Below are 24,730 nucleotides of genomic sequence, written 5' to 3'. Positions count from 1 at the left end.
AAAACGCCTGGTTCGGATTCGGCCTCGTTGGGAGCAGCCCTATGTCGAACGACATCACGTCGAAGTCTCCGGATCGTGCCACGTACGTACTCGGCACACTCATTCTGGTTGCGGCGGTGGCAAACCTCAATCTGTCGGTGGCCAATGTCGCCCTGCCTGACATCGGCAAGGCGTTCGACGCGAGTCAGACGCAACTCAATCTGATAGCCGTCGGGTATTCACTGGGATTGGCAGGCACGGTCCTGTATCTCGGTGCGGTCGGTGACCGATACGGCCGCAAGATGCTCCTGGTTACGGGTATGGCGTTGTCGATTCCGGCGTCACTCGTCGCGGGGTTCGCAGGCGGCTTCGAAGTATTGTTCGCGGCCCGCATCGTCGGTGGTATCTCGGCGGGCTTGGCGTTTCCGACAACGCTGGCGATCATCACGGCACTGTGGGCGGGGCCGGCGAGGACCAAGGCGATCGCGATGTGGTCTGCGATCGGTGGCGCGATTTCGGCTCTCGGTCCGATCGTTTCCGGGGCCTTGCTCGAGAAATTCGATTGGGGCTCGGTCTTTTTCGTGACCCTCCCGTTGGCTCTCCTAGCCTTGGTGTGCGCGGTGATTCTGGTTCCCGCCCATGTCAACGAGACCACCGATCCGGTTGATCATCTCGGCGGAATCGTGTCCGTCGTTTTCATCGGGGCGCTGGTGTTGTCCATCAACTTCGCACCGGTCAAGGGCTCCGGAACAATGGCGTTGGTCCTGGGCGCGATCGCACTGGTCGCAGGTATCGGGTTCTTCCTGCAACAACGACGCGCAGTCAATCCACTGTTCGACCTCCACGTAGCCGCTCGTCCCACCTTCTGGGTAGCGGCCGTTGGCGGCTTGGTGGTGTTCGGTTCGCTCATGGGCGCAATGTTCATCGGCCAGCAGTTCCTGCAGAACGTACTGAGTTACTCGACGCTGGCGGCGGGTGCGGCCATCATTCCGGCCGCTCTTGCGATGGTGATCGTTGCGCCGCGGTCGGCGACGATGATCGAAAGGTACGGCGCCCGCGTCACTCTGCTCTCCGGTTACCTGTTTGTGGTTCTCGGATTGTTTGTCGCGCTGTTCATGTGGAACGAAAGCACACAGTACTGGCAGGTCGCGCTCGCCTACGCGCTTGTCGGCATCGGCGTCGGCCTGGCCGGTACTCCCGCATCGCGTTCCCTCACCGGGTCCGTTCCCGTACACCGCGCAGGTATGGCGTCGGGTACCTCGGATCTGCAACGCGACCTGGGCGGCGCCATCATGCAGTCCATTCTCGGTGGAATACTCACGGCCGGGTACGCAAAATCGTTGGGGAATGCGATCTCGTCATCGCCGGAAGCATCCCAGGTAACCCCCGAAACTCAGGCCGCACTCACCAAATCGTTCTCCAGCGCCGAAGTTCTGGCAGAGCGCTACCCGCAATACGCGGATCAGATCATGACCGCCGCCAAAAGCGCCTTCCTGGACGGCGATACCAAGGCCTACATTGCGGCAATCATCATCGTGTGCGTCGGCGGCGCGGTGGTGACGTTCTTCTACCCGCATCGCGAGCGCGAGCGTGTTCTGCTGGCGCAGTACGCGGCGGAATCCGATCTCGCAGAGGAGAAGAGTTGAGCGCGCTCTGGTACTGATGGAAGGATGCCACAGCTACTGCACATCGATTCGTCAGCCGACCTTCACACATCGACGTCCCGTGAACTCACCGCGTTGTTCGCTCAGACGTGGGCCGAGATCAGCCCTGAACATCAGGTAGTCGGGTTGGATCTGCACCGGGATCCCCTGCCACACCTCTCGGACGCGGCCCTGCACTACGCACAGCGGCTGCGAGTGGCTGGAGAGCAGCCGGATGCCGACGCAGAAGCACTGCAGGGTCGGGTCATCGAGCAACTCGCTGCTGCGGATGTTGTCGTGATCGGTGCACCGATGTACAACTGGTCGATCCCGTCCACGTTGAAGGCGTGGATCGACTACGTGCATGTCCTGGGAACGACTGTGCCTTTTGATACGCCGCCTGCTGGAACTTCTGCTCAGCCCATGGCGGGTAAGCCGGTGGTGATCGTGTCCAGTCGCGGAAACACCTATGCGCCGGGTTCCGGGAACGAAGGCGATGACCATACCGTGCCGCCGCTCGTTCAGGTGTTGGGTGTTTCGATGGGTATGAACGTCAGCGTTATCACCGCGGAACTGACTTTGGCGCAGCGTATTCCGCCCATGGCACCGCTGATCGAGCAGGGGAAGATCAGCCTGAGCGCTGCCCGTGATTCGTTGATCGATCTTGCCGGCACGTTGGGGCGCGATCAGGCGGCGTGATCAGGATTGGGCGAGCGCCGAGATCATCGACGCCACATCTGCCGGATCCGCGTCGTAACCCGGGAAATAGCAACATACTTCGGTGGCATGATTTCCGAATCGTCGCCGGATTTCGGTAGCGCATTCTTCCGGCGTGCCGACGACAGCAAGTGTTGTCAGCATGGGATCGGTTATCAGTGACGCCATTTCGGCGTACCCGCCTCGTTTGGACAGCGCGTTGAGCTGGGGCTGTACGTCGCCCCAACCTTCGATGTCGAGCACCTGCCGGTAGGCGGGGGTCGAGCCGTAGAACGAGAGCAGGCTGCGGACTCCGCGGGCCGCTGCATCCAGTTGCTCGCCGCCACGTCCGACGCCCACGATCACCTGCGGGATGATCGTGAATTCCTCTCGGGTGCGGCCGGATTCGTGGAGGCCGGCGTCGACGGCCGGCAGGGTTCGCTCGAGGAAATGGCGCTCGGAGTGGAACGGCATGACCAGCAGACCGTCGGCCACTGCCGCCGAGGTTCGCGTCATGATCGGCCCGAGTGCGCCCATCAGAATCTGCGGGCGACCGAACGGGTTGGGGCCGGGGTTGAAGGTGGGCGGCATCAGGGTGTGGGTGAAGAACTCGCCACGGAAGTTCAAGGGAGTTCCGTGTTCCCACGCGTCGAAAATTGCGGTGATCGCGCTGACGGTTTCCCGCATGCGCGCCGCCGGCCGCGACCACGTTGCGCTGTAGCGCTTCTCGATGTGCGGTTTGATCTGCGAACCGAGGCCCAAGCGGAACCGTCCCCGGCTGAGAAGTTGGAGATCGTTCGCGGAATGTGCCAGGTGCATCGGGCTGCGGGGGAGCGCGATGGCGACGTTGGTCATGAGGTCCAACTCCACCGACGACGCGGCTTCCACGAGCGGGAAGAAGACGTCGTGTGGGCCTTCGAACGTGAAAAGCCCACCGGCGCCGGTCTGGGCAAGTTCGCGACTGCGGGCGGCCCCGTTGCCGGGTGCGGAGTCGAGCTGAATGTGAACTTTCATCGGCGCAGGCCGGTGATCGCCGCTACCGCTACAAGTGCGCAGTACAGGAGTGGTCCCCAACCGAGTACGGCGCTCACGTCGTCGGCGCCCGAGACCAATGACCGGAATCCCAGGCCGGCGGCAATCCCGAGTACGCCCACCGCCGCGCCCACGATCCGAGCGGAAGCCTTCCGGGCAGACAACAGTTGCACTGTCAGAAGCGTGAACAGAAGTAGAAGGACAGCAGCGGCGCCACTGCCGATCAGGACGACGGTGACCGCGTCGGAGATGTCGGTTGCCGAGTAATCGGGATTGTCCCGCGCGATCGACGCCTCTAGTGCGCTACGGATCTCGGTCAGGTTCACGATCATGATCGCGGCGATTGCCAGGAGTACAACGACGGACCCCGCCCAGGCCGCCATCGAGACTTTTGGTGTTCGATGGGGCGAGTGCTGGTGCAGCGGACGGATCGAGACTGCGGGCCTCGCGGGACTGGGGCGCGTACCGGCGCTGGGAGATTTGTCGGGATCCGTCACGGGCCGATCGTAACCAGTCCGGGTGATCCGGAGCACATTTCGGAAATTTCTCGGAGGCCGGGAACAAATTTACCGGTGTTGTAGTTGACCATTTCGACAAGCTTGAGCGCCCCCGGCTCAACTTCGAGTTGACTCTCAGCCTCGGTTGAGGGCAAACTTGAGCGGAGGACGCTCACCAAGCGAAAAACGCGCGGTCATGGCCGAGATCAAGCACTCGGACAGAGCACCGCAGAACGAAAGGTAGGAACACTATGGCTCGTGCAGTCGGTATCGACCTCGGTACGACCAACTCGGTAGTAGCAGTGCTGGAGGGCGGCGAGCCCGTAGTGGTCGCCAACTCCGAAGGCTCGCGTACCACGCCGTCCGTCGTCGCATTCGCAAAGAACGGCGAGGTCCTCGTCGGCCAGCCTGCGAAGAACCAGGCGGTCACCAACGTCGATCGCACCCTCCGCTCCGTCAAGCGCCACATCGGCACCGACTGGAATGTCGAGATTGACGGCAAGAAGTACACGCCGCAGGAAATCAGCGCTCGCACGCTCATGAAGCTCAAGCGTGACGCAGAGGCTTACCTCGGCGAAGAAATCACGGATGCCGTGATTACCGTCCCCGCATACTTCGAGGACGCACAGCGTCAGGCCACCAAGGAAGCCGGCCAGATCGCCGGCCTCAACGTTCTCCGTATTGTCAACGAGCCCACCGCGGCTGCACTGGCATACGGCCTGGACAAGGGTGACACCGAGCAGACCATTCTGGTCTTCGACCTCGGTGGCGGCACCTTCGACGTCTCCCTGCTGGAAATCGGCGACGGCGTCGTCGAGGTTCGCGCAACCTCCGGTGACAACCACCTCGGTGGCGACGACTGGGACGAGCGCATCGTCTCCTGGCTCGTCGACAAGTTCAAGGCTCAGAACGGCATCGATCTGACCAAGGACAAGATGGCCCTGCAGCGTCTGCGTGAGGCTGCGGAGAAGGCGAAGATCGAGCTCTCCAGCTCGCAGAGCACCTCCATCAACCTCCCGTACATCACGGTCGACGCGGACAAGAACCCCTTGTTCCTCGACGAGCAGCTCACGCGTAGCGAGTTCCAGAAGATCACCTCTGATCTCCTCGACCGCACCCGCGCGCCGTTCCAGGCCGTGATCAAGGACAGTGGCATCTCCGTCAAGGACATCGACCACGTTGTTCTCGTCGGTGGCTCCACCCGTATGCCGGCTGTCTCCGACCTGGTTCGCGAGATGACCGGTGGCCGTGAGCCCAACAAGGGCGTCAACCCGGACGAGGTTGTGGCCGTCGGTGCTGCTCTGCAGGCCGGTGTCCTCAAGGGTGAGGTCAAGGACGTTCTGCTCCTCGACGTCACACCGCTCTCGCTCGGTATCGAGACCAAGGGTGGCGTGATGACCAAGCTCATCGAGCGCAACACCACCATCCCGACCAAGCGCAGTGAAACCTTCACCACGGCTGACGACAACCAGCCTTCGGTGCAGATCCAGGTGTTCCAGGGTGAGCGCGAGATCGCTTCGCACAACAAGCTTCTCGGCTCCTTCGAGCTCACGGATCTGCCGCCCGCACCGCGTGGCGTCCCGCAGATCGAGGTCACCTTCGACATCGATGCCAACGGCATCGTGCACGTGACCGCGAAGGACAAGGGCACCGGCAAGGAAAACACGATCAAGATCCAGGACGGCTCCGGTCTGTCCAAGGAAGAGATCGAGCGCATGGTCAAGGACGCCGAGGCTCACGCCGAGGAAGACAAGGCCCGCCGCGAAGAGGCAGAGGTCCGCAACCAGGCCGAGTCGCTGGTCCATCAGACGGAGAAGTTCGTCAAGGAACAGCGTGACGGCGAGAACGCTGGCAAGGTCTCCGAGGAGATCCTGACCAAGGTCGAGGCAGCGATCAAGGACGTCAACGACGCCCTCGCAGGCACCGACATCTCGGCAGTGAAGACCGCCGTGGAGAAGCTGGGCACCGAGTCGCAGGCTCTTGGCCAGGCAATCTACGAGGCCTCCGCAGCCAGCGAAGCCGGAAACACCGACGGCGCAGGCAATGACGACGACGTCGTCGACGCCGAGGTTGTCGACGAGCCTTCCGACTCGGACAAGAAGTGACCTCGGACAACTCCGAGAACAACCCGGTCGACCCCGAGACCGGTGCACAGGGAGAGGCGGCCGGCGAAGGCCGGCCGCCGCTCGACTCGGAAGACACAGGGGTAGTGCAGGAAGCCGAGGCCATCGTGGAAGAAGCGACGTTGGCTGACCAGTTGGCAGAACGCACTGCAGACCTGCAGAGCTTGCAGGCACAGTTCATGAACTACAAGCGCCGCGTCGACCGCGACAAGCAGGTCGACATCGCCAACGCGAAGGCCTCCGTAGTGGGAGTGCTCGTCCCGATCCTCGACGATCTGGATCGCGCTCGTGCACACGGAGACCTCGAAGAGGGTCCGCTGCGAGCCCTCGCGGACAAGCTCAACACCACCCTCACGGGTCTCGGTTTGAGCGAGTTCGGCGCCGTGGGAGACGCTTTCGATCCCGAACTGCACGAAGCTGTGCAGCACGAAGGTGAAGGAGCCGACCCGGTCCTGAGTGTGGTCATGCGTAAGGGCTACAAGTTCGGTGACCGCGTCCTGCGACACGCGATGGTAGGCGTTGCCGATCGAGTGGGCGAGCAGCCTGCAGACGGCAGCGCAGGCGCAGAAGAAGAATCAAAGTAACAGCGAGAGGAGGAGACGCCCAGTGAGTCAACGGGAGTGGATCGAGAAGGACTTCTACAAGGAGCTGGGCGTCTCGTCCTCAGCTTCGGCCGACGAGATCAAGAAGGCGTACCGCAAGCTGGCTCGGGATCTGCATCCCGATGCCAACCCTGACGATCCCAAGGCCGAAGAGCGCTTCAAGGCTGTCAGTGAAGCGAACACGATCCTGTCGGATCCGGAGAAGCGCAAGGAATACGACGAAGCCCGAAGGCTCTTTGCCAGTGGCGGATTCGGCCCCCGGGCGCAAGGCGGCGGTGGCGGATTCAACCCCGGCGCCGGCGGCTTCGACATCAACGACCTGTTCGGCGGCGGTGCCGGCGGTCAGGATTCAGGTCTCGGCGACATCTTCGGTGGATTGTTCAACCGCGGCGGCGCCGGTCAGCGAACCTCGTCCGCTAATCGTCCGCGTCGGGGCAAGGATCTCGAAACCGAAACCACACTCGGGTTCCGCGAAGCGGCGCTCGGTGTCACGGTTCCGCTGCGGATCACCAGCCCGGCATCGTGCACCACGTGCCACGGCAGCGGCGCAAAGCCGGGCACCAGCCCGCGAGTGTGCCCGCACTGCAACGGAACCGGTGTCATCAACCGTAACCAGGGTGCTTTCGGATTCAGCGAGCCGTGTGACGATTGCCGGGGAACCGGTTCCATCATCGACTCGCCCTGCGAGGACTGCCACGGCAGCGGCGTCACCAACCGCACCCGCACCATCACGGTGCGCGTGCCGTCCGGCGTCAGTGACGGTCAGAAGATCAGGCTCAAGGGCAAGGGCGAAGCGGGACTCCGCGGCGCTCCCGCCGGCGACCTGTTCGTCAACATCCGGGTGCGTCCCGACTCCGTGTTCGGACGCAACGGCGACGACCTCACGGTCACCGTGCCGGTGAGCTACGGCGAACTGGTTCTCGGTACCACACTGTCGGTACCGACGCTGGAAGGCCGTGTTGGCGTCAAGGTTCCACCAGGAACTGTGGACGGGCGTGTTCTGCGGGTTCGCGGACGCGGCATCCCGAAGCGGCCTGAAGGAGCCGGCGATCTGCTGGTCACTGTCAAAGTGTCTGTCCCGCAGAAGCTGGACGACGCGGCGATCGAAGCGCTCGAGACCTATCTCGAAGCAGAGAAGGCGAGCGGATTTGATCCACGGGCCGGGTGGGCCGGTGTGTGATGACCGAGCAGCCGAAGAATCAGAGAGACGTATCGCTTGACCCCGATGCTCAGATCTTCGTAATTTCCGTGGCCGCCGAATTGGCGGGCATGCATGCGCAGACCTTGCGCAACTACGACCGTCTCGGTTTGGTGACCCCGCACCGCACCACCGGTGGCGGGCGCCGTTACTCCCCGAGAGATGTTGCGCTTCTTCGTGAGGTGCAACGCCTTTCGCAGGATGAAGGCGTCAATCTTGCCGGAATCAAGCGGATCATCGAGCTGACAAATCAGGTCGAGGCTCTGCAGCATCGAGTTCGGGAAATGGCTGAAGAGATCGCCAAGGTCCATGCCGGCTACCGCCGGGAACTGGTGCCGATACCGCGCAACAATGCGTTGGTGGTGTGGAAACCGCGTAATCAGCGGTAGCGCGTAGCAGCACGAACTTACGGCCCGGTGGCCTTCGAATCACAGGATTCGCAAAGGTCACCGGGCCGTTTTGCTGCGTTCTTTTGATGATTTTCATGTACTTCCACCCAGCGGGAAATGCCCTGTCGAGACGGCCTGAATGTGCATAGCGTTCGCCTGGATGGCCCGTTTGACGTTAGCCAGATCACATCCTATGCTTCGAACCCAAGCAACCGCTTGCTGGATTATCAAGCGGGTGCTTGGTCGACTGATGCCCAAAACGAGGTGTGTCCATCGGTCGGGCTAATTCCACGTCAGGTATTCGCCTGACGTTCGATACAAATGGGTTCTAGGAGTGCGGACATGAAACGTCGGCCTATTCTTGTGGCGGCAGTTGCTGCGACGGCGGCTCTGACTCTCGCGGGTTGCAGTGGCTCCACCGATTCGGAAGGCGGAGCAGACTCGCCCTACCGGGTTCTGCTGACCGGCGGTATCAGCGCTCAGGGCGTTCTGGCGGCGAACTCGCAGACGTCGCTGCTCGCGACCAAGGCCGGCGTCCAGGTCCAGAACGCGGCCGGCGGTATCGATGGTCGTCAGATCGAGTTGACGACGGTGGACGATGCAGGCGACGCGACCATCGCGGTGACCAAGCTGCGTGAGGCGATCAACTCGGGCAACAAGCCGGACCTCTACCTGAACTCCGGCCCGTCGTCCATCGCGGCTGCGGTGCTGCCGATCCTCAAGCAGAACAACATCCTGTCGATGAGCATGGCGCCCTCGCCCGATTCCACGGACCCCGCGAAGTTCCCGCTCAACTTCGACCTCGCACCTGGTGCGACGGATACCGCTCGCGGAATCTCCGAGTACGCAAAGACCAAGGGTTACACCAGTGTCGGAGTTCTGCATGGCAGCACCGCCTACGGTGAGCTCTTCGGCGAGGAGATGACAACCGAGCTCGGCAATGCCGGGCTGAAGGCCGCCGGAAACGAAGAGTACGACGCTGCCGCTCTGGACATGACGGCACAGTTGCAGTCGCTCAAGAACTCCGGGGCCACGGCAATTGCGTTGGACGCGTACGGCGCCCCGCTCGGATACGTCCTGCAGAGCCTCGAGCGTCTGGGCTGGGATGTACCACTGATCGGCAACACGTCGGTATCGGCCACCAACCTCATCGCCAATGATCCGCCCGCCGGTGTCCTGGGCACTCCGCAGGTGAAGAACCTGGTGACGCAGGTGTTCACCAGCACGGTGTTCGATCCGAACAACGAACTGGTCAACACGATGGTGGACACGATGGCATCGCTGGGTTCCATCCCGTCCACGCTGATCCTCGCGGACAACTACGACGCGTTCCCCCTGGTTGCGGCCGCAGCGGAGAAGGCCGGCAGCTCGACCGACCCGAAGAAGCTTGCCGAAGCACTGGAAACCTCTGAGGTCCAGGAGAATGCCAAGACGGCGTTCCTCTCTCGCTACAATTTCAGTGCCGACAGCCACGGTCCGAACCCGAATACCAGTGAGCTGCAGTTCATCAGCCCCACGAAGATCCTCAACGGCCAGTTCGGAAACCCGGCCGCCTCATGACAATTCTGTGGTCCGGGTTGGCGCTCGGCGCGGTCTACGTGCTCGTCGCCATCGGATACAACATCGTTTTCGTTTCCTCCAACACGTTCAACTTCGCTCAGGCTCAGCTGATGATGGTGGGCACCTTTGTCGCCTACACCGGGTTGGTCACTCTGAAACTCCCCGTTCTGGTCGTGGCGGTCATGGCCACCGTGACGGTCATGCTGTTGGCAGCAGTGGAGGAGATCATCGCGATCAGACCGGTCGCCGATCATCAAAATCAATTGGTGACAACACTCGGCGTTGCCACCCTGCTCAACGGTGCGACGCAGTTGATCTGGGGCAGTGAGCCTCTCACGGTTCCGTTCTTCGGCTCGAACGATCCCATCACCTTGCTCGGCGGCCGTACCTACCCGGTGGAGATCGCCCTGCTGGTTGCGGCGATCGCACTGGTCATCGGGTTGAGCTACGTCTCGAAGAAGACGATGACGGGTCTGGCGCTGATCGGAATCTCCGAAGACCGTGAAGCGGCGATGCTGCGCGGAGTCAACGTACGACGGCTGGCACTGGGAGCGTTTGCCTTCTCCGGTGCCTTGGCAGGTGTCCTGGGACTGTTGGTCGGTCCCAAGACGTTTGCGGTCGCGACGTTGGGTGCCGCGCTGGCACTGAAGGGGTTCGTGGCGTTGGCGATCGGCGGATTCGGCTCTCTGCCAGGTGCTTTGATCGGCGGGCTGACCGTCGGTCTGGTGGAATCGTTCACCGCGCTGTGGGCGGGCAGCCAGTACAGCAATATCGCCGTCTTCACGGTGCTGATCGTCATCTTGATGGTCAAACCGGCCGGATTGTTCGGCAATGTCCGAGAACGGGTGGTGTGAAATGGTAAGCGCGTGGCGGACTTTCCGTTCCCTTCCGAGTTGGATCCTCCCGCTGGTCCTGGCCGTGGTGATCTTGCTGCTGCCCGTGATGGGGCTCGACCTGTCGACGTCGCGGCAGATTCAGTTGGCGTGCATCCTGGCGCTGGTGGTCAGTGGTCTGAATCTGAGCCTCGGCTTTGCCGGTGAACTGGCGCTCGGGCAGGCCGCGATGTACGCGGCCGGCGCCTACACCGCGGGTCTGATGTCGCAAGCCGGTCACACCGACATCCTGGTCCAGCTCGCCGCGTCCGGTGCGGTGGCTCTGGGCGTCGGTATTCTGACCGGTGTTCCCGGTCTGCGCCTGGGCAATTGGTCACTCGCCATGACGTCGTTCTTCCTGGTGCTGCTCGTGCCCGACGTACTGGCGATCTTCGGCGGCAAGACCGGTGGCCGAAACGGCCTCACCGGCATGGAGCCGCCGACGCTCTTCGGTTCCGAACTCGACACCCAGCAGTACTACATGGTGGTCGTCGTCGTGACCGTCCTCTGGTTCGCGGTGATGCGCAACCTGGTGGTCTCACGCCACGGCATCGCGTTCCGCACGCTCAAGCAGTCGCCGGTGTTGGCGTCCTCGCAGGGTGTGTCGGTCTTCCGGATGAAACTGCTCGGCTATGCGATCGGCGCGTTCCCGGCCGGTCTGGCGGGTGCGTTGTTCGCCAACACCGACCTGTTCATCTCGCCGGAAGCGTTCGGGTTCACCTTTGCCACAGCAGTTCTGGCGGCATCGATCCTGGGCGGCGCGGCAAGCGTGTACGGCGCCGTTGTCGGTGCTGCGATCATGCAGCTCGGGCCCAATCAGTCGACGGCGTTCCAGGAGTACTCGCTGATCTTCTACGGCGGCTTCCTGATCATCGGTGGTGTGCTGCTCTCGGGTGGATTGACGAAGGTCGGCCGCTCGATGGTCTCGAAACTTGATCGCAGGGCGGGTCTGGGCGCCGTACTTCCGAAGGAGGATGGCAGCGCCGCAGTCGAACTGGCGCCGATCAACGGCGCTCGGTTGGTGGTCGACGGGGTATCGAAGGCGTTCGGTGGCAACCAGGCACTCAACGCCGCGACCCTGAGCGCGGAGGCCGGTAAGGTCACCGCGTTGATCGGGCCCAACGGTTCGGGTAAGACGACCATGCTCAACATGATCTGCGGGTTCTACACCGCAGATGCCGGCGTGATCACGATCGGCGACACGGTGGTCTCCCAATCCTCACCGCACACGGTGGCGCGTGTCGGTGTCGCTCGGACCTTCCAGACTCCGACGATTCCCGAGAACATCACGGTCCTGGAAGCTGTTGCCTCCGGACGCTATTCGGTGCACTGCGCGTCCATGGCGTCGGCTGTGCTGCGGTTGCCGAGCTTCCGTAAGGTCGCGAAAGCCGACATCGTCGAAGCCGAGCGGGTGCTCGAGTTGGTCGGGATGTCGCACCTGCGCAACGAGATCGCGACGTCGCTGCCACTGGGGATGCGTCGTATGCTCGAAGTTGCCCGCGCCGTCATCGCCGAACCGCGAGTCGTTCTCTTCGACGAGGTGGCATCGGGACTCGACGAGGACGAACTCGAACGTCTGGCAGATCTGATCCGGGTACTGCGCGATGCCGGGGCCACAGTGGTGTTGGTGGAGCACAACTTCCGGCTCGTACTCTCACTCGCGGACGAGATCGTGGTGTTGGCGCAGGGGCAGGTGATCGCCACCGGTGACGCGGCGGCCATCGAACACCACCCACGCGTGCTCAGTGAGTACCTCGGGGTGAAATCCGGTGACGAACAAGCGCTTCTCGAAGAAATCGGTGCCGTCGACCATCAGAGCAGTGAGGTGAAGTGATGGAACCGATTCTCAAGGTCCGCAACCTGCAGACCGGGTACGGCGATCTACGCGTCGTCTGGGATGTCTCCTTCGACGTCTATCCCGGCCAGGTCACGGCTCTGCTCGGCCGCAACGGCGCCGGCAAGACCAGCACGTTGCGCGCTCTGTCGGGGCTGAACAAGGTGGCGTCGGGGACCGTCGAGATGGACGGCGCCGACATCACCGGAGTTCCCGCGCACAAACGGGTGCGCCAGGGGATGGCGTACGTGCAGGAGGGCAAGCGGGTCTTCCACAAACAGACCGTGGAGCAGAACCTTCTTCTCGGCGGGTACACCCGCAAAGTGAAACGCGGCGAACTCATGGAATCCGTGGAATCCATGTACGAGATGTTCCCGATCCTGGGGGAGAAGCGTGCGCTTCCCGCCGGTTCCATGTCGGGCGGCCAGCAGCAGATGCTCGCGATCGGCGCGGCGCTGATGGCGCAGCCGAGGTTGCTCCTGCTCGACGAACCTTCGGGCGGTCTCGCTCCCGTGATCGTCGGTGAGGTGATGGACCGCGTCCAGCAACTCAAGGAAACCGGGTTGGCGGTCCTGCTGGTGGAGCAGGCAGTCGAGGCGGCGATGAGCGTCGCCGATCACGTGACGGTCCTCGACATCGGCAAGGTGGTTCTCGACGCCGACGCCAAGGACATCGACGACCTGGCAGTGCTCAAGGACGCGTACTTCGGACGCGTCTGAACAGCAGCGAAAAGGACTTCAGCCCGGCCACCACGGCCGGGCTGAAGTTGTCTCCCGCTCCGTGGCACGGCCCGTAGCCAGCCGTCGAGCATGCGCCTACCGTCGTCGAACAACTCCTGTGAGAGGCAAACTCGATGACTGCTCCTGATGTGCTCGCTCCGGCAAAGCTCGGTCCGGTGACCCTGCGAAACCGCATCATCAAGTCCGCAACGTTTGAAGGCAAAACTCCCGATGCACTGGTCACTGACGACCTGATCGAATTTCATCGGCGCCCGGCAGCAGGCGGCGTTGGAATGTCTACCGTCGCGTACTGCGCAGTTGCGCCCGAGGGACGCACCGAATACGGCCAACTATGGATGCGGCCCGATGCCCTGCCCGGACTGCGACGGCTCACCGACGCGATTCACAGCGAAGGTGCGGCCGCGTCCGCTCAGCTCGGACACGCCGGCCCGGTCGCGAATCAGAAGTCGACCGGACTGCCCGCACTTGCACCGTCGAGCTCATTTAATCCGTTGAGCATGAGAATGATTCGCACCGCAACCACCGCGGACATCACCCGCATTGCTGCCGCACACGGCAGCGCCGCACAACTTGCTGTCGAGGCAGGATTCGACGCAGTCGAAATCCACTTCGGCCACAACTACTTCGCGAGCTCGTTCCTGAGCCCGAAACTGAACCGTCGCAAAGATTCCTACGGTGGATCGCTCGAGAACAGGGCCCGGGTTGTTCTCGAGACCGCACGCAGCGTTCGTGACGCTGTCGGCGACAAGATTGCGATCTTGGCCAAGCTCAACATGGATGACGGTGTGCCAGGCGGATTCTGGGTGGACGAAGCGATTCAGGTGGCGCAGTGGCTGGAGGCGTCCGGCAGTGTCGACGCGTTGGAATTGACGATGGGCAGTTCGCTGCTCAATCCGATGTACCTGTTCAAGGGTGACGCGCCGATCCGTGAGTTCGCTGCCGCGATGCCGCAACCGGTTCGACTGGGTGTGCATCTCGTGGGTAAGAGCATGTTGCATGCGTATCCCTACAAGCCGCTGTTCATGCTGGAAGAGGCTCGGCAGATCCGTGCTGCGGTGAAGTTGCCGCTCGTGCTGCTCGGCGGTGTCACGGACAAGGCGGGGATGGATACCGCGATGGCGGAAGGATTCGAGTTCGTCGCGATGGCCCGCGCCTTGCTCCGTGAACCCGACCTGGTGAATCGGATTGCGGCAGAATCCGATACCCGATCGCTGTGCATCCACTGCAACAAGTGCATGCCGACTATCTTCAGCGGTGCGCGCTGCGTGCTGGTCGAGCGCGCCTGAACGTTCGAGGACGGCTGCGGCCCGACATCTTCGTGATGTCGGGCCGCAGCCGTCCGAAGGGTGAATTTACTCGGCTTCCTTGATCCAGTCCGTGGCATACATCGTCATGGGACCGAAGAACTCGTGAACGACGTCGTTGACCGCTTCGAGTCCGCTTTCGCTGTTTGTCATGATCACAACACTGCGACCTGTCTCGGGGTAAGCGATGAAGAAGGCTTTGAACGCGCCGTTGTCGCCCCAGTGCCAGATCGCCTTCCCGAGTTCATTTTCCTGCAGTCCGATGCCGAGGCCCCACTTGATGTGGTCGATCGCGTCTTTGTTGCTGCCACCGTGGTCAGCGCTGCCGGCAGCGGTGAACATCATGTCCCGAGTTGCAGGTTCGAGTCCTTCGCCTGCGAGAAGTGCTCCGCGCAGGAACTTCGAGTAGTCGCCGGCCGTCGTCTTCAGGGTGTACGCGACGTTTGCCCGGGGAAAATTGCGCAGGGCCTTTGCCGTGCCGTCGGCGGTATGACCGACCGCGGTGACGGCCTCGAAGGCCGGGTTGGTCAGTAAGTCGCTGCTTGTCATTCCGAAACGCTGGAAGACGCGCTGCGAGGCAAGTTCCGCAAACGGTGTGCCGGTGAGCGACTCGACGGTCTTCTGCAGGTAATAGAAGCCTTCACCCGAGTATGACCACTGGGTTCCGGGTTCGAAAGTAGTACTGACCGGCGTGGTCTCGAACTCTGCACTCGATGGGCCGGTCGCCCAGTTGGGCAGGCCGGTGGTGTGCGTCAGCGCCATTCTGGCGGTGATCTTGTGGGCTGCAGGATCGGCCGCGATGCGTGGGTATTCAAAATACTCGGACAGTGGCCGATCGAGATCGATGACACCCTCGTCCACCAGTTGGAGGACAACGTACGACGCCACCACTTTGGTCAGCGAGGCGGCCTCGAAGACGGTATCCGACGTGACGGCGTTGCCGGTCTCGATGCTCGAGACACCGTAGTTGAACTCCTGTCGTCCCTTGCCGTCCGTGTACACGACCTGTGCTCCGGGAATGCCATGCGCGGCAAATGCTGCGTTGATTCGCTGCGCTAGCGCGGGATCCGTGCTTCCGCTCAGGGAACCGGTATCGAGAAAGGCAGATCCGGTGGTAGGGAAATTGATCGGCTGAGCCCCGGCGCCGACTGCGGTCGAGATAACGATTGCTATGGAAAATGTTGCGGAAAGTGCAGGTATTAAAACCTTGCGTTGAGCGGACTTCACAAAGACCTTCTTCGAATACAGGGCTGATGGGACTCCCGAATGTTAGGAGACCCGTTTGCCTGTTTTCCCAGGTGTAACTGCGGGGTCATTAACTCTCAACGCGATTGAAACGAGTCAGGCGTGATCATGACTGCCCATCCACCGGGAGAAGCCGTTCCGGAACCGATGGAGCAACTCGTACCGTTTTCAGCATGACCGATCCTGATATCTCCACCGCACCACTCGACGTCGTAGTCATCGGCGCCGGCGTCGCAGGCCTGTACGCCATGTACCGACTCCGCAAGCAGGGACTGCGTGTCCACGGCTTCGAAGCCGGCTCCGGAGTTGGTGGAACGTGGTACTTCAACCGCTACCCGGGGGCTCGCTGCGACGTCGAGAGCTTTGATTACTCATTCTCATTCTCCGAAGAGCTGCAACAGGATTGGGACTGGAGTGAGAAGTACGCTGCGCAGCCCGAGATTCTCGAGTACCTGGACCACGTGGCGGATCGGTTCGACCTGCGGAGCGGTTTCACCTTCGACACGCGAGTGAAGAGCGCGCAGTTCGACGAGGAATCGGCACTGTGGCGGGTAAATACAAACGCCGGGCACGACGTCACGTCCCGCTTTGTGGTGTGCGCCACTGGCAGTCTCTCGACAGCGAACATGCCGAACATCGACGGGCGAGATTCCTTCGCGGGGGATATTTTTCACACCGGGTTCTGGCCGCACGAAGGCGTCGACTTCACTGGAAAGCGAGTGGGTGTCATCGGCACCGGATCGTCGGGAATCCAGTCGGTGCCTCTGATCGCCGAGCAAGCCGATCATCTGTATGTGTTCCAGCGATCGGCGAATTACAGTGTCCCGGCTGGAAACACACCTCTTGACGACGCGCGCCGCGCCGAGATCAAGGCAAGCTATGCCGAGCGTCGTGCGCTCAGCAAGCGCAGCGGCGGCGGCTCACCGTTCATCTCGGACTCGCGAAGCGCGCTGGAGGTTCCCGAAGACGAGCGGACCGCAGCGTACGAGGAACGTTGGCGCCTCGGGGGAGTGCTGTTCGGCAAGACATTTGCCGATCAGACCAGCAACCTCGAAGCCAATGACACGGCACGAGAGTTTGCCGAGACCAAGATCCGTTCCGTTGTGGAAGACCAGTCGATCGCGGATCTCCTGATCCCGAACGACCATCCGATCGGAACCAAGCGCATTGTGACGGACACGAACTACTACCAGACGTACAACCGGGACAACGTCAGCTTGGTCGACCTGAAGAAGGCCCCGATCGAAGCGATCGACGCGACCGGGATCAAGACCACCGAATCTCACTACGACCTGGATGCGCTGGTGTTTGCCACCGGATTCGACGCGATGACCGGTGCACTCGACCGAATCGACATCCGTGGACGCGGCGGGGAAACGTTGCGTGAGAACTGGCATGCCGGGCCGAGAACGTATCTGGGGCTCGGGGTCAACGGATTCCCGAACCTCTTTGTCGTGACCGGACCAGGCAGCCCGAGCGTTCTGTCGAACATGATCCTCGCGGCAGAACAGCACGTCGACTGGATTGCGGACGCAATTGCCCATCTCGACGCGAATAATCTGACCACCATCGAACCCAGCGTCGAAGCAGTCGACGGATGGCTCGAGGAGTGCTCACGACGAGCGTCGGCCACACTGTTTCCTTCGGCCAACTCCTGGTACATGGGTGCAAACATTCCCGGCAAGACGCGGATCTTCATGCCCTTCATCGGCGGGTTCGGCGTCTACAGCGACATCTGCGCTGACGTTGCGGCGCAGGGATATCGAGGCTTCGAACTGAACAGCGCGGTCCACGCATGAGGCGGCTCGAGGGCGCGCGCGTATTGGTGACCGGGGCGGCCGGCGGCATGGGGCGTGCGCATTGCATTCGGCTCGCCGAGGAGGGCGCGTCGGTGATCGCGTTGGATATGGCGGCGTCCGGACTCGATGAAACCGCTTCGGCCGTGCGTGATCTCGGCGGCGCGGCGGTCACGGGCATTGCCGACATCCGCAACTACGAGGAACTCGCAGCAGTGGTGGCGGACTGCGTCGCCGAAATCGGCGGACTGGACGTCGTTGTTGCCAACGCAGGCGTCTACGACACGCCCGGACCTACGTGGACCATCGACCCGTCCGTGTGGAACCGTTCGCTCGACGTCAATCTGACCGGAACCTGGCACACCGTGAAAGCGTGTGTTCCGCACTTCGGCAACGGCGGATCTGTTGTTCTGGTCAGTTCGACGGCAGGAATCAAAGGCATTGCCGGAGCGGGTCATTACAGTTCCGCCAAGCACGCCGTCGTCGGACTGGCTCGAACCCTGGCCAACGAGTTGGGAGCGCAGAGTATTCGCGTCAACTCAGTGCATCCGGGTTCGGTGCGAACACCGATGATCATCAACGAACGGGTATTTGCGAACCTGTGTCCGGGCATCGAGAATCCCACGGAATCCGACGCCGCGGCCGTCCTGAGTGCTCGAAACTTGTTGCCAGTGCCGTGGGTTGATCCGGTGGACGTGAGCAACGCCGTGCTGTTTCTTGCGTCCGAGGAGTCCCGCTACATGACCGGTTGTCAGTTGGTGGTCGACGCCGGCCTGACCCAGAAGGTGTGAACTGATGAGACTCGAGGGAAAGATCGCGCTGGTCACCGGTGCGGCAAGGGGAATCGGACGGGCTCAGGCCGTGCGTTTTGCCGAAGAGGGCGCAGACATCGTCGCGGTCGACGTGTGTGGCTCGGTGGACACGACGCTCACGCCGCCGTCGACCGAAGCTGATCTTGCGGATACCGTCGCGCAGGTAAGGGCTCTGGGACGGCGCATCGAATCAGCGGTGGTGGATGTTCGTGATCTCGAGGCGCTGCGATGTGCTGTCGATTCGGCGGTCGGATCACTCGGTGGACTCGACATCGTCTGCGCAACAGCGGGTATCACGTCCTCGGACAGTGCCTTGGCGATGTCGGAAGACATGTGGCAGACGATGCTGGACGTGAACCTGACCGGCGTGTGGCACACCACTGTCGTCGCAGCGCCGCATCTGATCGCGCGGGGTGGGGGATCGATGACGCTCACCAGTTCCATCGCCGGGCTCAGAGGGCTCGTCGGTGTTGCGCACTACACGGCAGCCAAGCACGGCGTCGTGGGCTTGATGCGGTCACTGGCAAAGGAATTGGCGCCGCATAACGTGCGGGTCAATACGGTGCACCCCACCAACGTGGATACACCGATGATTCAGAACCCCGCGGTGAGCAGTAAGTTTCGCCCCGATCTGGAAAATCCGACGCGCGAAGAGTTCGCCGAAGCGGCGATGACGATGAACATGCTCGCGATACCGTGGATCGAGCCGGTAGACGTGGCAAACGCCGCGCTGTTCCTCTCCTCCGACGAGGCCCGCTACATCACGTCCGTCGCATTGCCCGTGGACGCGGGTAGCTCGTCCCGTTGAGATCCGTCACGGTGTGTAGCGTCGGTTCCACCTAACCGAAAGGCACACACCGTGACGGAACGACGCTATCTCGAAGTGACAGTCGGCCCGAACATCATCCTGGTGCTCGACCACCGCACCGTCGAGGTGTTCGACCGGACCGCGGCGAGCACCAGTGAGGTATGCCGCTGGCACGTCGAACACATTGGGGTGAAAGCAAAGCCGACGAAGTCAGGCCTGAAACTGACGATCGGCAATCGGCTTGCCGACGACTCCATTGCCGTCGCCGGAGCGCGTGCTTCTCTGACGGTTCCACCGGACGACGAGGCGGCCGTGATCGCGTTCTTCGACGCGGTCAAAGCCGCCCGCTCCTAGCTCAGGCGTCGGCGCTGACCCGGGTGGCCGCATGGGCACCGGCAACACGACCGAACGCGAGGGCGTCGGCGATGTGGAATCCGCCGTCTTTGGCTGCGCTGTACGTGGAACTGACGGTGCCTGCCGCGTAGAGTCCGGAAATCGGATTACCGGCAGTGTCGAGTACACGCGAGTGGCCGTCGCGGCGAGGGCCACCGTTGCTCCACCCCAGGAGCGGCGGCCCGGATACGGCGTAGAACGGCGCAGTGACAACGGGAGCCAACGTCGCGGGGTCCCGACCGAATGACTCGTCGACACCGGCAGTGCATGCCTCGTTGTAGCGTCGCACACTCGTTTCCACGACGGCGGGGTCCAGGCCCAGCTTGTCGGCGAGTTCGGCGAGTGTGTCCGCCTTGACGATCCACCCCTTGTCGATCTCGGTTTGGTTGTCTGCGCTCCACTCGTAGCCCTCGTCGAGAACTAGACGCCCGACAGCCAGTACGTCGCGGCCGGGGCTCAGTGGCCCGGCCAACCTCATGGATTCGTCGAACACGATGTTCATCGACCGCACCGGAAAGTGTTGGTAGGAACCTTCTTTGAACACATGGCCGTGGCGCATTTCGGCCGACTCGCAGGTGAATCGGCGTCCCTCCTGGCTGAGGAACACGTAGTTGTGTGCGTTCCACAATGCGAGGTAGTGCCCGGACGGATCGTCTGTGTCGCCGGAGATTCCGGTAATGGTCATCATGTTGTTCATGTGCCACAGGTCGGCACCAACTGCCTGGGCCATGCGATGGCCGTCGCCGGTTGCCGACGGTGATCCCCAGATTTTCGGGTTCTCGAGGCGGAGGTAGTCGCGGACCATGGCCGGGTTGGCCTCGAAGCCGCCGGTCGCCAGGATGACACCCCGACGCGCGTACATCTGCGAAGTTGTTCCACCCGAGACGGTTTCGACTCCGATCACTGCTCCGGACTCGTCCGTCAGCAGTGCGGTCGCCTCGGTGTCGAAGAGTGTTGTGATGCCGCGTTCCGCGAGGGCCGAGACGAGGAAGCGGTAGAGCAGTTCGTTGCCCATGGCCCCACCGATGGTGTCCATCCCTGCGTAACAAGAACTTCCGTCGAGCTCGGCGTACTCCGCCGTGGAATGGAACTCGCCGGACATCGACACCGGTGCATCCAGCTCGCGGAGCCAGTCCGAAAGCCCGTGTGTGTTCTCGGCCCACGCGTCGATCACGTCGTCGGCGACGGTGAACGAGCCGTTCAAGGCGCGCAGGAACGTTCGGGCTGCAGCGGGATCCTGGTTGACGAACCATCCACCGCCGGACAATCGGGTGTTACCGCCGGCGTTGTCAGGTCCGCACTTCTCCAGGATCACCACTGATGCGCCGTCAGCGTGTGCTTGCAAAGCTGCAGCCGATCCTGCAGCTCCCGAACCGATGACAATTACGTCGACATTGTTATCCATGTCACAAAGCTATGGCGCCGCAATTGCGTCGTATATGTAGCTTCCCAGTGAGCGAGAGAAGTCCTGTTCAGTACAGGGAGCCGGGAACGGGATAGCTGCGCTCGCTCATTTCGACGGCTCCGGCGTCGGCAAGGTCGTTGATGGTCTGACGCAACGACGAGCACGAACGCTGTGCATACGGATTATCCGACGGGCGCGCAAGTTCCGGGCAGACCTGCTCGGAATCCTCGAGCCACTGCACGCTGGTGTGCGCGTTGCTGTACTTCTCGATGAGTACTCGGTTGCCGCAATTGCGGCAGCTGACCTGCCGCATCAGCGTACGGCCATGTCCGACATCGCCCAGAACGCGCGCGTGCTGGTGATCTTGGCGTTCTCGTCGAAGGTCATCACGTCGATGGGGGAGACCTCGTAGATCTTGTCACCCATCGGTGTCACGACGCGGAAATGGAACGCCGCGCTGGAACCGCTGACACGCAGGGTCAGGAGTTCGATCTCCTGCGTGCGACCTTCGAGGGCACCGAAGAACGCGGCAATCGCCTCGCGGCCGACAACGGGTTCGCTGCCCACGGGATCCTCGAGAGTTCCGTTCTCCGCGTACAGGGCTGCGATGTCTGCGCTCGATCCGCGGGAGACCGCGTCGAGGTACGCGGTGACGGTCGCGGTGATCGCAGCGGTGATATCTGGTTCGACAGTAGTCATCGTCGTAATCCGATCAGTTGTGTCCCGGTGAGGTCGGCGGTGGGCGCCGACCTCACCGGACGTTATCGCTTCTGATCGTCCCTATCGTCGATCTCTCCCACGCAGCGGGACGTCCAGTTCAGACGTCCGTGGCTTGTCGGAGGCTTAGGCGTCGAAGCGACCGAAACCGCCACGGTAGAAGAGCAGCGGACCGTCGTGGCGCAGCACGGTCAGATCCGTGATGCGTGCAACGACGATGGTGTGATCGCCTGCATCGTGCTCGTTTTCGATGGTGGCTTCGATACGGGCCAGGGCGCCGTCGAGGGCAGGCGCGCCGTTGGAGCCTGCTTCCCAGTCGACACCACTGAACTTGTCAGTGCCGCCGCGAGCGAAAGCCGAGCACATGTCCTTCTGATCGTGCGCAAGAACGTTGATGCAGATAGATCCGGCTTCACGCAGTTTCGGCCAACTCGTCGACGTCTTGGCCGGGCAGAACGACAACAATGGAGGATCCAGAGAAACCGAGACCAAGGACTGGCACGTGAATCCGAGTGGGGATTCACCGTCGTGAGCGGTGATCACCGTGACGCCGGTGCAGAAGTTGCTCATCACGTCGCGCAGTGTGCGCCCGTCCAGCGCCGGCGGTGCGGCATTTTCTACGGACATGTGTTTCTCCTCGATCAAAGCTCGCAAACAGGGTGTGAGTCCCTACGATGTGGGGCAACGGCGAGGTAATCCAGCGCCAGTCCCACTCAATGGCAGCAAGAACACTTCTGCCCAGGATCCCGCTCCACCCGGTCGACTCAGCACTCCCGGTCAGTAGAAGCGCTGCCCTACGGGTTCGGGATGAACCCGTCGAGTCCGCCGGACGGTGCAATCAGTTCGAGTCCGTCCGGCAGCGTCGGGTTGATCATCGGCGCGAGTGGCGCAACGGCAGTCGACGTCATGACGCCCAAGGTCGAGAAGATTCGTCCGTCCGGAGTGACCGCCAAAATCCCTTCTGTGGTGTCGGTGGCGAAGCCGATGTTGCGCATGCCCTTTCCGGTGGCCGGATCGATGTCGACGATGGCGGACTTCACCGGCACCGAGACGGGGTAGCCCTGGATCGGGACGTCGTAGCCGTAGAAGACTTCGATCAGAATTGAGCCGTTCACAACCGTCGGGTTGCCGTTGCCGCGCACGATGGGCGCGCCGTACACGTCGCTGACTGGGAGCGTCGCGTTTGTCAGCTCGCTGAGATCGGCGTCCCAGAGCTTTGCGCCTGCGGCACTGTATGCAGAGAGGACGCCGGGATTGGTGAGTGCGTAGATAGATCCTTGCGCGTCCACGGCTACCGCGGCAGCGGCAGCGCCGGACGGAGCATTCCAGAGTTCCTTGCCGGATGTAGCATCGAACGCATAGAGGAGTCCCTCGTCGTCACACGTGTAGACGGTTTTGCCGTCGGGCGAGATAACGGGACTCGAACCGCTACCTGGGCCCATCTGCGCCGCAAACGCAATGGAAATCGAGCCGGGGGCACCGTTCTTCGGTGGGGTGATGTCGAGGCCGTAGAGCGCGCCCTTGTCTTGTTCCTTGTCGGTTGCCGCGACGTAGACGCGTCCGGTCACCGAGTCCACTGCGGGAGTGTTTGCGCTCTGGACTATGCCGCCCATGATGATCTGGAAGATGGGATCCTTGATGGCAGGGTCCATCATTCCGCCGGCCCACATGTTCGGTGACATCGGAGTTTTTGTGTGCCGCTTGGCTATTGAGCCGGGAAGCTGGAACACGGGTGCGCGCAGCTCTCCGGTGGCCCGGTCGACCACCATCACCTGACCGAACACGGTGGTGCCGAAAACTGCACCGTCCTTGGTGAAAGCGGCTGTGACAAAGGGATTGATCGCCCGCGATCCGTCGGCAAAGGGGTTGGGGCTGGGCGCTGCCGGTAGGTCGATGACCCAACGCAGGGCGCCGCCACTGGTGTACGACCACAGTTGATCGGCGTCGCTGACAAAGATGTTGCCGTCGGCGTCGATGATGGGGGAGGAGATGATCGCGGCCGAGTCGACGCCGGTCTTGCCGCTCCACGCCGGCGTTTCCCAGACGATGGTGCCGAACTTGTCGAGCACGTGGAGGTTGGCGCTGCCCTCGGCCTTGCCTGTGGTGATGGCCAGGTTTCCGTTGGGCAGCATTGTGGGAGCGGTGAGAATCGAGGCACCCTGCAGAGCTGTCCACCGGGTGTAACTCTGCGCGGGTTGAACCCCCAGTTGCTGACGACGATTGCCCGAATCGCCGTGCAGGGTAACCCAACCTGTGTCTGCATAGAAAGATGTGTCGGGTTCGAGGCTTCCGTCGATACTTCCGGTGCTGCTTCCGAACCCTGTCGCGAGCACCGTCGTAGCGGCAACGAGTAGGGATCCGAACCTGGCCGGGGTCATTGGTCTCAAGGGGCTCATTAATACTCCTTATTAGTAGTAATCGGAAAGGTACACTAAGCGCCATGAGTACGGGAGAGCTCTCGACCAAACAAAAACTTCTCGAAGTCGCGGAAGAACTCTTTGCCACGAAGGGGATTGAGGCGACCCTGGTCGGTGACATTGTTTCGGGTGCGGGCCAACGCAATCCGTCGGCGTTGCGGTATCACTTCGGCTCCCGCGAAGGCATACTCCAGGCGATTCGGGAGAAGTATCTGGTGCAGTTGGAGTCTCGACGAACCGTGATGCTGGCAAACTGGCAAGGCGATGTCACCCCGCGCGCGTGCGTCGAACTGATCGTGGCGCCGCTGGGGGAGATGCTCACCAGCGAAGCGGGCCGCAGATACCTGCGCATTCTCGGCCAGACCATTTATCAGCTCGAACCCGAGCAGATAGATCAGGTACCGCCGAAGTATCCCAGCCTCGTCAGATCCATCGAGTTGCTGCGCGAATCCATCGGCCACCTGCCCGGCCCGCTGGTGGACGAGCGTGTGCGCGGCGCAATTCTGCTTGCCACCGCAATGCTTGCCGTCCGGGCACGTGATCTGACCGGGCGCCGCCGATTGCCGCTCTCGGCGGCGGACTTTCAAGTGAACGTCATCGACATGACGACAGCAGCCTTGACCGCCAATTCGTGAAACTCTCCCGCTAAGCGGGCACCTCGGTTTGTG

The 24,730-nt window shown here is 62.3% G+C and carries 24 protein-coding genes; 16 read left to right on the top strand and 8 right to left on the bottom strand.

What is annotated here, in order from left to right; all coding sequences use genetic code 11:
- Window positions 1–41 precede the first annotated feature (41 nt).
- Together EEB13_RS07205 and EEB13_RS07200 are read left to right on the top strand one after the other, a co-directional pair.
- Window positions 42–1,625 (top strand): MFS transporter, encoded by a 1,584-nt coding sequence (locus EEB13_RS07205; protein ID WP_092802564.1) that lies wholly within the window; start codon window positions 42–44, stop codon window positions 1,623–1,625.
- 24 nt (window positions 1,626–1,649) lie between these two features.
- Complete coding sequence (locus EEB13_RS07200) at window positions 1,650–2,321, top strand: FMN-dependent NADH-azoreductase (protein WP_141484912.1); 672 nt, start codon at window positions 1,650–1,652, stop codon at window positions 2,319–2,321.
- Here EEB13_RS07200 and EEB13_RS07195 read toward each other — a convergent pair whose 3' ends face one another.
- Together EEB13_RS07195 and EEB13_RS07190 are read right to left on the bottom strand one after the other, a co-directional pair.
- Window positions 2,322–3,332, bottom strand: a complete 1,011-nt coding sequence (locus tag EEB13_RS07195) for a TIGR03617 family F420-dependent LLM class oxidoreductase (RefSeq protein ID WP_141484911.1) — start codon at window positions 3,330–3,332, stop codon at window positions 2,322–2,324. It abuts the gene before it with no gap.
- Window positions 3,329–3,847, bottom strand: a complete 519-nt coding sequence (locus EEB13_RS07190; RefSeq protein ID WP_187328502.1) for a hypothetical protein — start codon at window positions 3,845–3,847, stop codon at window positions 3,329–3,331. Before EEB13_RS07190 ends, EEB13_RS07195 begins: the two co-directional genes overlap by 4 nt.
- 251 nt (window positions 3,848–4,098) lie before the next feature.
- Between EEB13_RS07190 and dnaK the strand changes: the two genes are divergently transcribed.
- From dnaK to EEB13_RS07145, 9 genes are all read left to right on the top strand, one after another.
- Window positions 4,099–5,952 (top strand): molecular chaperone DnaK, encoded by a 1,854-nt coding sequence (dnaK, locus tag EEB13_RS07185; protein ID WP_033235710.1) that lies wholly within the window; start codon window positions 4,099–4,101, stop codon window positions 5,950–5,952.
- Window positions 5,949–6,554 carry a nucleotide exchange factor GrpE gene (gene grpE / locus EEB13_RS07180; protein WP_092802553.1) on the top strand — a complete coding sequence of 202 codons (606 nt, stop codon included), beginning with the start codon at window positions 5,949–5,951 and terminating at the stop codon, window positions 6,552–6,554. The genes dnaK and grpE overlap by 4 nt, the downstream gene beginning before the upstream one ends.
- 22 nt (window positions 6,555–6,576) lie before the next feature.
- Window positions 6,577–7,752, top strand: a complete 1,176-nt coding sequence (gene dnaJ, locus EEB13_RS07175) for a molecular chaperone DnaJ (RefSeq protein WP_033235708.1) — start codon at window positions 6,577–6,579, stop codon at window positions 7,750–7,752.
- Window positions 7,752–8,159 carry a heat shock protein transcriptional repressor HspR gene (locus EEB13_RS07170; protein ID WP_033235707.1) on the top strand — a complete coding sequence of 136 codons (408 nt, stop codon included), beginning with the start codon at window positions 7,752–7,754 and terminating at the stop codon, window positions 8,157–8,159. Before dnaJ ends, EEB13_RS07170 begins: the two co-directional genes overlap by 1 nt.
- Before the next feature lie 342 nt (window positions 8,160–8,501).
- Window positions 8,502–9,719, top strand: coding sequence for an ABC transporter substrate-binding protein (locus EEB13_RS07165; RefSeq protein WP_141484910.1), 1,218 nt, complete (start codon window positions 8,502–8,504; stop codon window positions 9,717–9,719).
- Window positions 9,716–10,573 (top strand): branched-chain amino acid ABC transporter permease, encoded by an 858-nt coding sequence (locus EEB13_RS07160; protein ID WP_033235705.1) that lies wholly within the window; start codon window positions 9,716–9,718, stop codon window positions 10,571–10,573. The genes EEB13_RS07165 and EEB13_RS07160 overlap by 4 nt, the downstream gene beginning before the upstream one ends.
- A gap of 1 nt (window position 10,574) precedes the next feature.
- Window positions 10,575–12,425 carry an ABC transporter permease subunit gene (locus tag EEB13_RS07155; RefSeq protein WP_141484909.1) on the top strand — a complete coding sequence of 617 codons (1,851 nt, stop codon included), beginning with the start codon at window positions 10,575–10,577 and terminating at the stop codon, window positions 12,423–12,425.
- Window positions 12,425–13,144, top strand: a complete 720-nt coding sequence (locus EEB13_RS07150; protein ID WP_033235703.1) for an ABC transporter ATP-binding protein — start codon at window positions 12,425–12,427, stop codon at window positions 13,142–13,144. Before EEB13_RS07155 ends, EEB13_RS07150 begins: the two co-directional genes overlap by 1 nt.
- Window positions 13,145–13,278: 134 nt before the next feature.
- The gene (locus EEB13_RS07145; protein ID WP_033235702.1) at window positions 13,279–14,451 is read left to right on the top strand and encodes an NADH:flavin oxidoreductase; all 1,173 of its coding nucleotides are present in this window, start codon (window positions 13,279–13,281) and stop codon (window positions 14,449–14,451) included.
- A gap of 66 nt (window positions 14,452–14,517) precedes the next feature.
- Here the strand turns inward: EEB13_RS07145 and EEB13_RS07140 are convergent, their stop codons facing one another.
- Window positions 14,518–15,696, bottom strand: a complete 1,179-nt coding sequence (locus EEB13_RS07140) for a serine hydrolase domain-containing protein (protein ID WP_141484908.1) — start codon at window positions 15,694–15,696, stop codon at window positions 14,518–14,520.
- A gap of 191 nt (window positions 15,697–15,887) precedes the next feature.
- On the opposite strand from EEB13_RS07140, the gene EEB13_RS07135 reads away from it, so the two are divergent.
- Genes EEB13_RS07135 through EEB13_RS07120 form a run of 4 tightly spaced genes read left to right on the top strand, consistent with a single transcriptional unit; the run spans window position 15,888 to window position 19,484 of the window.
- On the top strand, window positions 15,888–17,513 hold the full coding sequence (locus EEB13_RS07135) for a flavin-containing monooxygenase (protein ID WP_141484907.1): 1,626 nt from the start codon (window positions 15,888–15,890) through the stop codon (window positions 17,511–17,513).
- On the top strand, window positions 17,510–18,301 hold the full coding sequence (locus EEB13_RS07130; protein WP_141484906.1) for a mycofactocin-coupled SDR family oxidoreductase: 792 nt from the start codon (window positions 17,510–17,512) through the stop codon (window positions 18,299–18,301). Before EEB13_RS07135 ends, EEB13_RS07130 begins: the two co-directional genes overlap by 4 nt.
- Before the next feature lie 4 nt (window positions 18,302–18,305).
- Entirely contained in the window at window positions 18,306–19,130 is an 825-nt protein-coding gene (locus tag EEB13_RS07125; RefSeq protein WP_141484905.1) for a mycofactocin-coupled SDR family oxidoreductase, read from the top strand.
- Between the two features lie 51 nt (window positions 19,131–19,181).
- On the top strand, window positions 19,182–19,484 hold the full coding sequence (locus EEB13_RS07120; protein WP_045064128.1) for a hypothetical protein: 303 nt from the start codon (window positions 19,182–19,184) through the stop codon (window positions 19,482–19,484).
- A gap of 1 nt (window position 19,485) precedes the next feature.
- On the opposite strand, the gene EEB13_RS07115 is transcribed toward EEB13_RS07120, so the two are convergent.
- The 5 genes from EEB13_RS07115 to EEB13_RS07095 form a co-directional block, all read right to left on the bottom strand.
- The gene (locus tag EEB13_RS07115; RefSeq protein WP_141484904.1) at window positions 19,486–20,928 is read right to left on the bottom strand and encodes an FAD-dependent oxidoreductase; all 1,443 of its coding nucleotides are present in this window, start codon (window positions 20,926–20,928) and stop codon (window positions 19,486–19,488) included.
- Window positions 20,929–20,995: 67 nt separating this feature from the next.
- Window positions 20,996–21,241: a hypothetical protein gene (locus EEB13_RS07110; RefSeq protein ID WP_033235695.1), complete on the bottom strand. Its 246-nt coding sequence runs from the start codon at window positions 21,239–21,241 to the stop codon at window positions 20,996–20,998.
- Window positions 21,241–21,627: a nuclear transport factor 2 family protein gene (locus tag EEB13_RS07105; RefSeq protein WP_033235694.1), complete on the bottom strand. Its 387-nt coding sequence runs from the start codon at window positions 21,625–21,627 to the stop codon at window positions 21,241–21,243. Before EEB13_RS07105 ends, EEB13_RS07110 begins: the two co-directional genes overlap by 1 nt.
- A gap of 144 nt (window positions 21,628–21,771) precedes the next feature.
- The gene (locus tag EEB13_RS07100) at window positions 21,772–22,272 is read right to left on the bottom strand and encodes a flavin reductase family protein (protein ID WP_033235693.1); all 501 of its coding nucleotides are present in this window, start codon (window positions 22,270–22,272) and stop codon (window positions 21,772–21,774) included.
- A gap of 167 nt (window positions 22,273–22,439) precedes the next feature.
- Window positions 22,440–24,041, bottom strand: a complete 1,602-nt coding sequence (locus EEB13_RS07095; protein WP_141484903.1) for a PQQ-binding-like beta-propeller repeat protein — start codon at window positions 24,039–24,041, stop codon at window positions 22,440–22,442.
- 44 nt (window positions 24,042–24,085) lie between these two features.
- Here EEB13_RS07095 and EEB13_RS07090 point away from each other — a divergent pair, with 44 nt between their 5' ends.
- Window positions 24,086–24,697, top strand: coding sequence for a TetR/AcrR family transcriptional regulator (locus tag EEB13_RS07090; protein WP_141484902.1), 612 nt, complete (start codon window positions 24,086–24,088; stop codon window positions 24,695–24,697).
- Window positions 24,698–24,730: the final 33 nt, after the last annotated feature.

This window comes from Rhodococcus sp. WS3 (assembly GCF_003797085.1).
GTDB classification, from domain to species: Bacteria; Actinomycetota; Actinomycetes; order Mycobacteriales; family Mycobacteriaceae; genus Rhodococcus_F; species Rhodococcus_F globerula.
Note: the sequence above shows the minus strand (reverse complement) of the source record. Positions and strands in the feature narration are given on the sequence as shown.

Coding starts and splice junctions, on each gene's coding strand:
- EEB13_RS07170 (WP_033235707.1), top strand. CDS start 7,752: ATGACCGAGCAGCCGAAGAATCAGAGAGACGTATCGCTTGACCCCGAT.
- EEB13_RS07130 (WP_141484906.1), top strand. CDS start 17,510: ATGAGGCGGCTCGAGGGCGCGCGCGTATTGGTGACCGGGGCGGCCGGC.
- EEB13_RS07205 (WP_092802564.1), top strand. CDS start 42: ATGTCGAACGACATCACGTCGAAGTCTCCGGATCGTGCCACGTACGTA.
- EEB13_RS07095 (WP_141484903.1), bottom strand. CDS start 24,041: ATGAGCCCCTTGAGACCAATGACCCCGGCCAGGTTCGGATCCCTACTC.
- EEB13_RS07115 (WP_141484904.1), bottom strand. CDS start 20,928: ATGGATAACAATGTCGACGTAATTGTCATCGGTTCGGGAGCTGCAGGA.
- EEB13_RS07090 (WP_141484902.1), top strand. CDS start 24,086: ATGAGTACGGGAGAGCTCTCGACCAAACAAAAACTTCTCGAAGTCGCG.
- EEB13_RS07150 (WP_033235703.1), top strand. CDS start 12,425: ATGGAACCGATTCTCAAGGTCCGCAACCTGCAGACCGGGTACGGCGAT.
- EEB13_RS07155 (WP_141484909.1), top strand. CDS start 10,575: ATGGTAAGCGCGTGGCGGACTTTCCGTTCCCTTCCGAGTTGGATCCTC.
- EEB13_RS07160 (WP_033235705.1), top strand. CDS start 9,716: ATGACAATTCTGTGGTCCGGGTTGGCGCTCGGCGCGGTCTACGTGCTC.
- dnaK (WP_033235710.1), top strand. CDS start 4,099: ATGGCTCGTGCAGTCGGTATCGACCTCGGTACGACCAACTCGGTAGTA.
- EEB13_RS07195 (WP_141484911.1), bottom strand. CDS start 3,332: ATGAAAGTTCACATTCAGCTCGACTCCGCACCCGGCAACGGGGCCGCC.
- EEB13_RS07105 (WP_033235694.1), bottom strand. CDS start 21,627: ATGACTACTGTCGAACCAGATATCACCGCTGCGATCACCGCGACCGTC.
- EEB13_RS07200 (WP_141484912.1), top strand. CDS start 1,650: ATGCCACAGCTACTGCACATCGATTCGTCAGCCGACCTTCACACATCG.
- EEB13_RS07165 (WP_141484910.1), top strand. CDS start 8,502: ATGAAACGTCGGCCTATTCTTGTGGCGGCAGTTGCTGCGACGGCGGCT.
- EEB13_RS07110 (WP_033235695.1), bottom strand. CDS start 21,241: ATGCGGCAGGTCAGCTGCCGCAATTGCGGCAACCGAGTACTCATCGAG.
- EEB13_RS07145 (WP_033235702.1), top strand. CDS start 13,279: ATGACTGCTCCTGATGTGCTCGCTCCGGCAAAGCTCGGTCCGGTGACC.
- EEB13_RS07100 (WP_033235693.1), bottom strand. CDS start 22,272: ATGTCCGTAGAAAATGCCGCACCGCCGGCGCTGGACGGGCGCACACTG.
- EEB13_RS07135 (WP_141484907.1), top strand. CDS start 15,888: ATGACCGATCCTGATATCTCCACCGCACCACTCGACGTCGTAGTCATC.
- EEB13_RS07125 (WP_141484905.1), top strand. CDS start 18,306: ATGAGACTCGAGGGAAAGATCGCGCTGGTCACCGGTGCGGCAAGGGGA.